Genomic DNA, 12,290 nt, shown 5'->3' on the forward strand with positions numbered 1-12,290 from the left:
CAGTGAACCACGCCGCGGGTCATCCTCTCGCCACGACTGGAATAGCGAAAATTTCACACACATTCCGCGCATTGAGGACACATCCTTCACATTGGTTCCGCTAAGGTTACCAACGAGAACGCGCGAAGGCTTCGCAACCGCAAGGAACGCATGTTCCCGCGGCGTGTGCGGACCCATTGGGCGGGAAGTCGAGAGGTCGGGCAGCCGCTGCTGCCGTGAGGTTCCGAGTCCATGAAGCGAACAACAAGACCAGGATCGGGACCGAAAGCTACGCGGTGGCGGGTCGTCCCGATGCTGGCCGTGCTCGCGACGGTATGGACGTTGCCGGCGGCCGGCGCGGCCGCGAAGCCGCAGGACTCCGCCCCGCAGGAACAGGTCGAGAAACGGACGGACGCGCTGGTCGAAGAGCTGGGCCGCGCGCTGGGGATGACGCCGGCCGAGATCGAGGCGCTGGGGATGTCGCCCGCGGAGATGCGGCGGCTGCTCGCCGGCTTCACGGAGGAGACGGTGGTGGTCGGCTCCCGCGCGCAGCCGCGCAGCGCCACCGCGTCGGCGGTGCCGGTGGACGTGCTCTCGGCCACCGACCTGGTCAGCCAGGGGGCGGGGGACCTGAAGGACCAGCTCCGCACCATCATCCCGTCGTTCAACACCAACACCCAGCCGATCAGCGGCGGCTCGACGGTGGTCCGCCCCGCCATGCTCCGCAACCTGGCCCCGGACCACACGCTGGTGCTGGTCAACGGCAAGCGCCGGCACCGCTCGTCGATAGTCGACTGGCACGGCGGCAACGGCGTGGCGTTCGGCTCGCAGGGCCCGGACATCTCGGCCATCCCCGCGATTGCGCTGCGGCAGGTCGAGGTATTGCGCGACGGCGCGGCGGCCCAGTACGGCTCCGATGCGATCGCCGGCGTGATGAACTTCCAGCTCAAGGACGCCCGTGCCGGCGGCTCGGTCGAGCTGAACACCGGGATGTACCAGGCCGGCGACGGGGAATCGACGCAGTTCGCCGGCAACGTCGGCCTGCCGCTCGGCGCCACCGGGTTCGCCAACCTCAGCCTGGAGTACGGCAACGCGAACCCGACCGACCGGGCCGCGCCGCGGCGCGACGCGATGGCGCTGATCGCGGCCGGCAACACGCACGTCCCCTCCGACCACCCGCAGGTCTGGGGCGACCCGGCCGTCGACAACGACCTGAAGGCGTTCGGCAACTTCGGCTACACGCTGCCGGCCGGCGTGCAGGCGTACGCCCACACCAGCTACGCCACCCGGAAGGTGACCTACGGCATCTTCTTCCGCAACCCGAACACGCGGCTCGGCGTGTTCAGCAACGACGGCGGCCGCACGCTGCTGGTGGGCGACGTGCTCGCGGCGGGCGGCATGGGCTCGGCCGACTGCCCGACGGTCGCCGTCACCGACCTGGTGCCGGACGCGGTCGCTCTTCGGCAGGTGGCCGACGACCCGAACTGCTTCACGTTCCAGGAGCTGTTCCCCGGCGGCTTCACGCCGCAGACCGGCGGCACGGCGACCGAGGCGTCAGTGGCCGGCGGGGTGCGCGGCTTCACGGCCGGCGGCTTCAACTGGGACCTGAGCGGCTCGGTCGGCATGCACCGGACCGACTTCTTCATCCGCGACACCATCAATGCATCGCTCGGCCTGATGTCGCCCAACGCGTTCGACGTCGGCAGGAACAGCCAGCGGGACGTCAGCCTCAACGTCGACGTGTCGCATGCGGTCAGCGAGCGGGTCAACCTCGCCGCCGGCGCGGAATGGCGCGACGAGCGGTTCGGCCTGCGCGCGGGCGACCGCGCGGGCTGGATGGTGGGCCCGTACGCGGCGCAGCGCTTCATGGCCGGCTCCAACGGCGTCTTCGCCTACAGCCCGGCGCAGGCGGGCACCTGGAGCCGCCACAACGTCGCGGCCTACGGCGACCTGGAGGTGACCGACCCGGGCGACGCGTGGACGCTGGGCGCGGCGGTGCGCTTCGAGGACTTCGAGGACTTCGGGACGACGGCGAACGGCAAGCTGTCGGGCCGCGTCGGCTTCGTGCGCGGCAGCGTGAGCACCGGGTTCCGGGCGCCGACCCCCGGGCAGCAGCACGGCTTGAACATCCATAGCTGGTTCGACCCGACGGTGGGCGATCTGGTCAACAACGCGGTCATCCCATCGGTCTCGCCGGTGGCGCTGTTGCGCGGGGGCGCGCCGCTCGAGCCCGAGGAATCGATCAACTACACCGGCGGCGTCGTGTTCGGCGGCGGTCCCTTCACGCTGACGGCCGACTACTTCCGCATCGACGTGTCCGACCGGATCGGCATCACGAGCAACTTCGTCCTCACGCCCGCGGAGATCGCGGCGGTCGTTGCCGGCGGATTCGAGGCGGCGGAGAGCGTGCGGAACTACCGGTTCTTCACCAACGCCTTCGGCACGACGTCGCAGGGCGTCGACATCGTCTCCACCTGGACGCCGCTGGCGCTGCGCGGGAACACGGTCATCAGCGCCGTCTTCAACCACACCGACACCGAGGTGACGGACAACGACAAGGGTCTGCTCGACGGCCGGCGCATCGCCGAGTACGCCTACGCCCTGCCGCGCACCCGCTGGAACGCCGGCGTCACGCAACGCCTCGGGCGGGCGAGCCTGCTGGGCCGCCTCAGCTACTACAGCGGCTGGTACGACTACGACAGCGGGCGCCGGCAGATCTTCGATCCGTCCGGCGGCCTGGAACAGGGCTTCTTCGAGGGCCGGCCGATCGTCGACCTGGAGCTGACCGTGGATCTGGGCCGGGGCACGACGCTGGCCGTCGGGGGACAGAACGTCTTCGACACCTACTCGCAGGTGTCCGTCCTCGCCAATGCGGTCGGCGAGCAGTACAGCGAGTACATCCCGTGGGGCTACAGCGGCGCCTACTACTACGTGCGCATCGGCTACGACTGGGGCGGTTGAGCCGCCGCCGGCTCCTACCGGGGACGTTCCCGGAATCGGGTCTCGGTGCAACTGACGAAGTCGATGACCCCCGCCAGCTCCCGTTGCAGGGCCCGAAACTCGTCGTCGCCCATGAGGATCTCGCTGAAGTCCCGGCGCATCCCGGGATCGGCGTGCCGTTCGCTGAAGAGGATCTGGTCGACGGGCCGCTCGATGTTCTGGGCGCCGGTTATCCAGCGACCCGTTTGCACCGTCATCTCCGCGCCGGGGTAGTTTCTCTGGACCAAGTCGTCCATGTCCCGCGCGAGCGTGCGGGCGGCGTCATTCCGTCCCGGCTGGATGTTGCAGATGCGCCGGAAGACGAACGCGCCTTCGTCCTGCGGTGCGGCCTCCGCCTTCACGGCCCCGGCGATGCCGAGCAGCATGGCGGCGACGATGACGGTTCTCATGGAGTGCTCCCTCGCGGTGTCGTCTCGATTCTAGTTCGGCGGAGATGTCGATGCGGACGTTCAGTCCCGGCGTGGCGGCCAGCTTCCGGTCCCTGCTCGTGCGAGGCTTACGGCAGCGCCAGCGCGACGAGCTGCTCCCGATCGGCTCCGCCGCCGACAGCCAGGACGATGTACTGCCGGCCGTCCGCCAGGTAGCTGATCGGCGCGGACGACGACCGGGCGGGCAGCTCCATCTCGAGCAGCTCGTAGCCGGTGTCCTTGTCGAACGCGCGCAGCCGGTTCGACTCGATGCCCTGGCCGATGAAGAGCAGCGTCTTCGTCAGCAGGGGGCCGCCGCCCTTCTCGTAGCTGCCGAGCGGGGGCAGGTCCATGCCGCGCAGCGCTTCGTGATCCCGCGGGCCGTCGCCCAGCGGCACGCTCCAGAGCTTCTCGCCCGCGTTCATGTCCAGCGCCGCGAGCTGCGAGTAGGGCGGCTTGAAGAGAGGGAGCCCGCGCGGGCCCGGCAGGTTGCTCACCTGCGGGCGTATCGTCAGGTCAGAGTTCGCCGGATCGCCGGGCTCGAGCACGACGAACGAGAAGTGCGCCCAGCTCGGCACGTAGAGCCGCCCGGTCTCCGGATCGAAGGCGGCGCCCCACCAGTTGGCGCCCCCGCTCCAGCCCGGCCGCACGATGTTGCCGCCCAGCGCCGGCGGTGTGTAGAGCGGGCCGGCAGTGTGCCGCCGGTAGATCTCCAGCGCCTCGGCCCGCAGCTCGTCCGTGAAGTCGATCAGGTCCTCTTCCAGTGAGCCGTTGGTCAGGTAGAGCGGCGGCTTCGTCGGATACGGCTGCGTGGGGGAGGTGCGCTCGCCCGGCACCGTCGACGGCGGGACCGGACGCTCCTCGATGGGCCAGACCGGTTGGCCTGTGGCCCGGTCGAAGACGAACGTGAACCCCTGCTTGGTGATCTGCGCGACCGCCTTGATGGGCCGCCCGTCGACCGTGATGTCGATCAGGTTCGGCGCCGCCGGCAGGTCGTAGTCCCACACCGCGTGGTGCACGAACTGGAAGTGCCAGACCCGCTCGCCGGTCTCGGCGTCGAGGCAGACCAGCGAGTTGGCGAACAGGTTGTCGCCGGGGCGGTGGCCGCCGTAGTAGTCGGTGACCGGGGAGCCGACCGGCAGGTAGACGTAGCCGAGCTCCGGGTCGGCGCTCATGTTCGACCAGACGTTGGCCCCGCCCGACCACTTCCACGACTCGTTGCCCCAGGTCTCGTTGCCGAACTCGCCGGGCTGCGGAATCGTGTGGAAGATCCACTTCATCTCGCCGGTGCGGACGTCGTAGCCGCGTACGTGTCCCGGCGGCGCCTCCTTGCGGCCACGGCCCTCCGTGATCGCCGAACCGACCACCACCGTGTCGCCGGCCACGAGCGGGGCCGAGCTGACCGCGTACTGGCTGGTGTCGATGATGCGGCCGAGTCCCCGCGTCAGGTCGACCCGGCCGTTCCGGCCGAACTGCGGATCCGGCTTGCCGGTCTTGGCGTCCACGGAGACCAGCCAGGTCCTCCCGCCGGCATAGAGCAGCCGGGCATCCTCGCCGTCCGTCCAGTAGGCGAGCCCCCGCGTCAGGAAACCGTGCACGGCGGGGCGGCCGTCCAGGTAGAGGCCGGGGTCGTAGCTCCAGATCGTCTCGCCGGTCGTTGGGTCGATGGCCGCGACCTGCCCCAGGTTGGTGGTGGCATAGAGCACGCCGTCGACCACCAGCGGCGTCACCTCGTAGGCGTAGGTGCGGAACCGCTGCCCGTCGCGGATGACCGGGTTCTCGGCGCGCAGCTTGTCGTCGACCGACGTCCAGGTCCACGCGATGCGAAGCTGGCCGACGTTGTCCGCCGTGATCTGGTCGAGGGGCGTGTACTTGGTGTGGCCGGGATCGCCGCCATAGAAGCGCCACTCGTGCGGGTCGGCGCCGGCCTGGGCGGGCGCTTCCGGGGGCGCCGCCGCCATGGCGATCGCGAAGAGCAACCCGACCGCGAAACGCGCCGCCGTCGGCGAACCAGTCCAATGCATTGGCTACCCCTCGAAGGTTCCCGCTTGCAGGACTCATTCTAAGCGGAGGGCGCTCGTCCCCCGCGCAATCCGAGGAAATCGCGGCCGCCGCCGAGCCGGTTGGGCGAGCGGCGTCAGGGAGCGGCTCGCGTCCAGCGTCCGCGAATCGTGATGCTGTTCGTCGCGCCGGGCAGCGTCAGATCGAAGACCTCCTCGAAGCTGCGTGCATCTGTCCGCGTCACCGTGAGCGTCGCCCGCGTGCTGCGCGCGTTTTCCGACGCCTCGAGGACGAACACCATGCGTCCGGGCGGCGTGGACGTCTCGTCGAGGACGAACGTGTTCACGAACCCCTCGCTGTTGAACTGGCGCAGGACGTATGTGCCGCGGTCATTGTCGTAGCTGACCACGGTCCAGTCCTCGTGGTCGTCGCCATCGGGCAGGCCGTCCTGCGGAGGGAAGACCGATCTGTTTCGTCCGAGCAGATAGCGATCCTGCAGTACCAACTCGTACGTGCGCTCGCCGCTGCCGTCGCCGAACGTGGCGGTCTCCTCGCTGGTCCACGCGCCGATGAAGAACTCGAACGCGGACCAGCGATCCGGTGTGCCGGCCTGCTGGCCGGCTGCGGGAACGGCGATGGACGCGAACAGCAACGTGGTCACGATGGCTCTCATGGAATCCTCCCGGGTAGACATGGTCGAGCGATGGGGCTGACGGTACCGCGCCGGTCAGGCTCGGGATTGTAAGGAATCGACAGGCTGGCAGCTTGCGCCGTGGAACGGTGCAGACCTCCTGGCCAAACCCGGTTGGGCGGCAATCGGAGGCCGTGGCGGGACCTCGGCGGTCGCGTTCGGCGACGATTGTCGGGCTACTCGACGTCGAGCGCCGACACGCGCGGGCTGGCCGCGAACTCGCCCGGCGTCATGCCCGAGAAAGCCCTGAACTCGTGGATGAAGTGGGCCTGGTCGTAGAACCCGGCGTCGTGGGCCACCCCGGTCAGCCGGGCGGCCGGGGCGTGCCGCAGGCGCCGGCACGCGCGCAGGAACCGCGCCAGCCGCGTCAGGTGCTTCGGCGTCATGCCCAGGGCGGCGGCGAACGTCCGTTCGAGACCCCGCTGGCTGACGCCCAGCGACCCGGCGATGCGATCGATGCGCAGCGGCGCGCGCGTCCGCCACAGCGCGCGGACGAGCGCCGAGACGTCCTGCTTCCGGTGGATGTCGAGACGCCGCCGCAGAAACGCCTGCACCGCGCCGGCCCGATCCTCGTCGGTCGCGGCCGTCGCAATCCGGTCTTCGACCGCGCGGACGTCGCGGCGGGGCCATACCTCGTCCGCGGGCGTGGCGCGATCCCCGATGTCGCGCATCGGAACCCCGAAGAAGTGGTGCGCGCCCCACGGATGGAACCGTACCGAGACGAATCCGCCGGCGCCGGCCGGCTGGATCTCGACGTAGCGGCCGATCTGGGAGACCAGCAGGCTGACAGGTTGCGCCGCGGCGTCCGCGCCCACGAAACGCATCGTGAACGGACGGCGGTAGTGGAAGATCGCCTCGACGACGCCGTCCGCCACGATCCGCTCCGGCCCGCCGAACAGGGCCGCGCGGTCGCATTCGAACAGCCAGATCTGCCGGACGTAGGGAGCGAGCGCGTCGTCGACGGGAAACTCGCGGTACCGTATCGGCACGATGCCGCATGGTAACCCGGTCGACAGCGTAAGCCTGACGGTGGCGTGGTCGACTACGCGGTACGACGAGGCGACCGCGTCACTCCTGCCGCAGGACAGTCATCGGATCGAGCTGCGCCGCGCGCCGCACCGAGGCGAGCGTGGTCGTGAGACCGACGAGTGCAACGACCACCGCTCCCGGCGCGAGCAGCAGGAACTGGAAGACCCATTCGTTTCGGCCGCCGGTGTCCCAGCCGGCGATCCAGGTGCTCCAGGCCGCGATGCCGGCGACGCCCGCGACGGTCCCCATCGCGAGATGACGGATCGCTCGCCAGAGCACCAGCCAGCTCACCTGCGCCGGTTGTGCGCCGAGCGTCATCCGGATGGCGATTTCGCGAAGACGCTGCTGGACCGCGTGCGAGGTCACCGCGTAGAGGCCCGCCGTCGACAGGATGAGGGCAATCAGCGCAATGGTCCACAGCGTCGCCTGGGCCGTGCGACCGTTCCAGGAGGCGCGGTGGAGGGCCTGCTCCAGGGTGGCCACCCGGAACAGCGGGAGATCCGGATCGAGCTGCCGGACCGTTTCGCGAACCCGGGACGCTGCCGCCGTCGGATCGCCCGGCGAACGAACGACGAGCGTCGCCGTCCGGGGCGGGTCGGCGCGGTACGGAAGATAGACCAGCGGGTCGGGGCTGCCGCGCCCGAGACGTTGCCGCAACGTCGGCGCCACACCGACGATGGTCAACCAGACAGCCTGCGGGTCGCCCGCCTCCGGCGCCTCCGTCACGAGCCGGATGCGGCGGCCGAGCGGCTCCTCGTCCGCGAAGTGGATCTCGACGAACCGCGCGTTCACGATGGCGGCGCTCGATTCCGGCGCCCCGTCGCGCTCGGAGAAAGGCCGTCCCCGCAGCAGCGGCACGCCGAGGGTGTCGAAGTAGCCCGGCCCGGTCGCCAACGTCAAGACGGTCGGCAGTACTTCGGCCGGCGCCGCCGGGCGCTGGTCGATGATGACCTGGCGTTCCGTCGTTCCGCCGCGTCCGCCGCCCGGCAGGGCGTTGACGATCGCCGCCGTAGTCCCCCCGCGGGAGCCGAGCCGATCGCGCACGTCCTCGAAGAACGCGGCGCGCGCCGCGGGTGTCTCGTACCGGCTGGTCGTCAGGTTCACCTGCGCGGTCAGGACACCCGACGGGTCCAGCGCGGCGAACGTGCGTTGCGCATCGATGAAGCTGAGCACGGAGCCGGAGACCCCCGCCAGCAGGATGAGCGTCAGGCCGAACTCGGCCGTCAGGAACACACTGGTCCAGCGGCTGGTGGTCCGGCCCGCGCCGGTGCGCGCGTCGTGCCTGAGCGACCCGCCGCCGGCGCGTGACACCGCAAGGGCCGGGATCAGACCGAAGAGAAACACGGTGGCGCAGCCGATGCCGCTCATCGCGGCGAACACCGGGATGTCGAAGTCGAAGGTGATCCAGTACCCGAGCATGCCGTCGGGAATGGCGTTGTCGAGCGCCCGCAGACCCAGCATGGCGAGACCGCTGCCCACCAGCACGCCGAGAGACGCCAGCAGTGTGCTCTCGATCAGCAATTGCCGGATGACGCGCCACCGGCTGGCGCCGAGCGACATCCGCACCCCGATTTCATGGCCGCGCCGCGCCGCCTGCATGAGCAGCAGGTTGGCGGCGTTGGCGCAGGCGATCAGGAGGACCAGCGCGCCGGCCGAGAGGAACGCGAACCACGTCGGGTCGCTTGCATCGCTGCCGACGAACCGCTCGGGAACGGTCACCGCCACGTGGCGAACGTCGTCGTGGGTCTCCGGGTGGTCGCGTGCGAGCACGGCCGTGAGCGCGTCGATCTCGGCCGCCGCCCGCGCGACGGTAGCGTCATGGGCCAGCCGGCCGATGACCTCGAAGCCGCGAGCGTCCCTGGGTTGATGCTCCAGCCCCGCGATCTGGGACACCGGCTGCCACAGGTCGGCCAGTCGCGGAAACCGGAAGCCGTCGGGCATGACGCCAATCACGGCCGCCGGCTCGCCGTCGATGCGGATCACGCGACCCACCACGCCCGGATCACCGCCGTATCGATCGCGCCACGCGTGCGCGGCGAGGATGACCACTCGTTGGGCGCCGGGTCGATCGTCGGCGTCCCGGAAGTCGCGGCCGAGAATCGGCGTTTCACCGAGGAGGCCGAGACCGGATGCCGAAATGAAAACCCGCTCGAATCGCGCCGGCGCCAGGTCGTCGTCGCCAATCGCGACCGGCCCCGCGCGGTAGGCCGCCAGGGCGCTGAAGGACGTCGTCGCATCACGAATATCCTCGAAGTCGGCGTACGAGACGCCTCCCCGCCGGGCGCGCGCGTCGCGCGTCGAGATGTGCACGACGCGCTCCGGGTCGTCGATGGGCAGGCTGCGCAAGGTGATCGCGTAGAACATCACGAAGAACTGCGTCGTGACGCCGATCCCCAGCGCAAGAACCGACACGGTGACGAGGGTGAACGACCGATTCCTCGCGAGGAGACGTGCAGCGAAACGGACGTCCCGCCAGGCGTCTGCGAGCCACCGCAGTCGACGCGCGTCGCGGCACAGCTCCTTGACCTGATCGAGCCCCCCGAAGTCGAGTCGCGCGCGGCGGCGCGCCTCGGTTTCCGGCATCCCGGTCCGGACATGATCGGCCACCTGCCGTTCGACGTGGTCGCGCAACTCGGCGTCGAGCCGATCCTCGAGGCCGTCACGATCGCGTAGCCGCCGCCACCAACTCAACGCGCACCTCCGCTATACCTCATCCTTCTACATGTATAGGATAACCTGTAGAAGGTCAAGGCATAGCGCCGGCGACGGCTGGAGGTCCGCGTGTGTCTCACGCGAGGCAGGCCATCGCGGGGCGGTGTGGCCGCCGTACTCGAGGAGGGCTGACAGAGGTGCGGTTCCTGAGCCGGTTGCGCCAACGACTCCACGTGCTGTTCAACCGACGGCACGACCGGGAGCTGCAGCGCCATGACCTCTTCGCGTTCCGCCACGCCGAGGACCTGCTCCAGGACCTTCGCGGCGCCCTCCGCTACTTCGGCCGCAACCGCGTCTTCGTCTTCACGGCGGCGCTGGTGCTCGCGCTCGGCATCGGCGGGGCGACGGCCGTCTTCAGCGTCAGCGAGACGCTGCTGCTCCGCCCGCTCCCCTACCGTGACGGCGACCGGCTCGTCGCCCTCCGCAGCTACCGCCCGCTCGACGACTTTCCGTTCACCCGCGCGGCCGGCGGGACGCTTGTCGACTGGCAACGGCAGGCGACGTCGTTCGACGCCGTCGCCGGCTACCGTTGGGGCTCGCTCGACGTCATCGACGGCGTACGCAGCCATCGGTTGAGCGGGTTGGCGGCGACGCCGGAGTTCTTCGACGTGTTCGGCGTCGCGTTGAACGGGCGCGCCTTCGCCGCCGCCGATCGCGGCGCCGGCGCGCTCGTGCTCGGCCACGACGCCTGGCGCGGCCTGTTCGGTGCGGACGACGCACTCATCGGCGGAACGCTCGATTTGCATGCCCGGGATCTCTCCCGGGTGGGACCTACTCGATTCGTCGTGCTCGGCGTCTCGACCACGCCGGTGCGGTTCCCTCCCCTCGAAGCCGACTTCGAGCTCGGCGTCGGCACCGTCATCGACACCATTGATTTCTGGTGGCCGATGTACCTCGATCCGACCGACTCGCGCGACGCCGAGGATCGCCTCATCAACGTCGTGGCAAAGCTGCGGCCGGGGGTGACCGTCGCGCAGGCGCAGGCCGAAATGGACGCCATCGCGCGTCGGCAGGCCGAGGAGCACCCGGAGGCGCACGAAGGCTGGGAAGTGCGCGTCGTGCCGTTGCGCCAGCAGATGGCCGAAGGTTCGCGCGAGGGTGTCCTGCTGCTGTCGGCCGCGACCGGCCTGCTGCTGCTGATCGCGTGCGCCAATGTGGGGACGCTGCTGCTCGCGCGGGGAATCGCGCGGCGTCGAGAGGTCGCAATCCGCGCGGCGCTCGGCGCGGCGCGCTGGCGGATCGCGCGGCAGTTCCTGATCGAAGCGACCGTCCTCGCCGTCGGTGCGGGCGCTCTCGGCGTCCTCTTCGCGTCGTGGGCCATCGAGCTGGCGCGACCGTGGCTGCCGCGAAGCCTGCCGGCCCTGGAGGAGATGACGATCAATCCGTCGGTGCTCGCGTTCGCGATGGCGAGCGCCGGGCTCACCGCCGTTGTCACGGGCGTCGTCCCCGCGCTGCGCGCGGCGAGGGCTCGCGGCGAGCGACTGACCGGGCGCGAGGCGCGCGGCACGACCGACGGCGCCCGGACGCGCCTGGTCGGCGTGCTGGTGGCGGCGGAAGTGGCGCTGACGGTGGTCCTGCTGTTGGGCGCCGGGCTGCTCGTCCGCAGCGCCTTGCGCGCGGCGCAGATGGAGCCGGGGTTCAACCCGGCGAACCTGCTGACGATGACGGTGTCACTGCCGGAGAACAAGTTCGAGTGGGACCACAATGCCACCTTCGCCCGCGACGTGATGGACGCGGTCCGGCCTCTGCCGTCGGTGACCGGCGCGGCGGTGGTCCAGGGCATCCCGATGGGCGACGGGGGGTTCTTCGGCAACCGGCCCATCGAGGGGTACGTCACGCCGCCCGGCGCCGAGGATCCGGTCTATCGCCTGCGTGTCGTCAGCCGCGGGTACTTCGAGACGATGCAGATCCCGATCCTCTCGGGCCGAGAGTTCGCGGCGCGGGACGACGTGGGCGAGCGGGGGTTCAACCGCACCATTCTGGTGAGCGAGTCGTTCGTGCGGCGCTACTGGCCGGGGCAGAACCCGCTCGGCAGGCGTATCGCCTCGGCGATCGGTACGCCGGACTGGTGGATGACGGTGGTCGGCGTCGTGGGCGACGTCCGATACACCGGTCTCGAAGCGGCGCCGACCGAAGAGGTCTACCTGCCGGCGGGCCTCTACCCGCAAGCCTCGATCACGCTGGTCGCGCGAACCGTCGGCGAGCCGCTCGATGAACTGTCGGAGGTGCAGGCGCGCATCCGCGACGTCGACCCGCACGCCTTCGTCACCGACGTCCGGTCGATGGACGAGGTGATCGCCGGCTCGCAGGCCGAGCGGCGGGCCGGGGCGCTGCTCGTGGCGGCCTTCGGCCTGCTCGCGCTCGTGCTGGTCATCGCCGGCGTCTACAGCGTCATTGCGCAGGCTGTCGTCCAACGCGTGGAAATGGCAAGTTGAAAAGGGACCCCCGTGGCAACGTGAAAAGGGACCCCC

Annotated in this window: 7 protein-coding genes; 2 read left to right on the forward strand and 5 right to left on the reverse strand. The window is 70.2% G+C overall.

Annotation, left to right across the window (positions count from 1 at the left end; translation table 11 throughout):
* The first annotated feature begins 231 nt into the window (after positions 1-231).
* Positions 232-2,940 carry a TonB-dependent receptor gene (locus F4X11_21920; GenBank protein MYN67652.1) on the forward strand — a complete coding sequence of 903 codons (2,709 nt, stop codon included), beginning with the start codon at positions 232-234 and terminating at the stop codon, positions 2,938-2,940.
* Positions 2,941-2,954: 14 nt separating this feature from the next.
* On the opposite strand, the gene F4X11_21925 is transcribed toward F4X11_21920, so the two are convergent.
* From F4X11_21925 to F4X11_21945, 5 genes are all read right to left on the reverse strand, one after another.
* Positions 2,955-3,368, reverse strand: a complete 414-nt coding sequence (locus F4X11_21925; protein MYN67653.1) for a hypothetical protein — start codon at positions 3,366-3,368, stop codon at positions 2,955-2,957.
* Between the two features lie 107 nt (positions 3,369-3,475).
* Positions 3,476-5,410 carry a pyrroloquinoline quinone-dependent dehydrogenase gene (locus F4X11_21930; protein ID MYN67654.1) on the reverse strand — a complete coding sequence of 645 codons (1,935 nt, stop codon included), beginning with the start codon at positions 5,408-5,410 and terminating at the stop codon, positions 3,476-3,478.
* A gap of 113 nt (positions 5,411-5,523) precedes the next feature.
* Positions 5,524-6,060, reverse strand: coding sequence for a hypothetical protein (locus F4X11_21935; protein ID MYN67655.1), 537 nt, complete (start codon positions 6,058-6,060; stop codon positions 5,524-5,526).
* Between the two features lie 194 nt (positions 6,061-6,254).
* On the reverse strand, positions 6,255-7,067 hold the full coding sequence (locus tag F4X11_21940; GenBank protein MYN67656.1) for an AraC family transcriptional regulator: 813 nt from the start codon (positions 7,065-7,067) through the stop codon (positions 6,255-6,257).
* A gap of 79 nt (positions 7,068-7,146) precedes the next feature.
* Positions 7,147-9,798 (reverse strand): ABC transporter permease, encoded by a 2,652-nt coding sequence (locus tag F4X11_21945; GenBank protein ID MYN67657.1) that lies wholly within the window; start codon positions 9,796-9,798, stop codon positions 7,147-7,149.
* A gap of 62 nt (positions 9,799-9,860) precedes the next feature.
* On the opposite strand from F4X11_21945, the gene F4X11_21950 reads away from it, so the two are divergent.
* Positions 9,861-12,254, forward strand: a complete 2,394-nt coding sequence (locus F4X11_21950; protein MYN67658.1) for an FtsX-like permease family protein — start codon at positions 9,861-9,863, stop codon at positions 12,252-12,254.
* The last annotated feature ends 36 nt before the right edge of the window (positions 12,255-12,290 follow it).

This window comes from Acidobacteriota bacterium, from assembly GCA_009861545.1.
Taxonomy (GTDB): Bacteria; Acidobacteriota; Vicinamibacteria; order Vicinamibacterales; family UBA8438; genus WTFV01.

Bases quoted from the DNA above. Each gene is read 5' to 3' on its own strand.
- F4X11_21920 (MYN67652.1), top strand. From the start codon at position 232: ATGAAGCGAACAACAAGACCAGGATCGGGACCGAAAGCTACGCGGTGG.
- F4X11_21930 (MYN67654.1), bottom strand. From the start codon at position 5,410: ATGCATTGGACTGGTTCGCCGACGGCGGCGCGTTTCGCGGTCGGGTTG.
- F4X11_21925 (MYN67653.1), bottom strand. From the start codon at position 3,368: ATGAGAACCGTCATCGTCGCCGCCATGCTGCTCGGCATCGCCGGGGCC.
- F4X11_21935 (MYN67655.1), bottom strand. From the start codon at position 6,060: ATGAGAGCCATCGTGACCACGTTGCTGTTCGCGTCCATCGCCGTTCCC.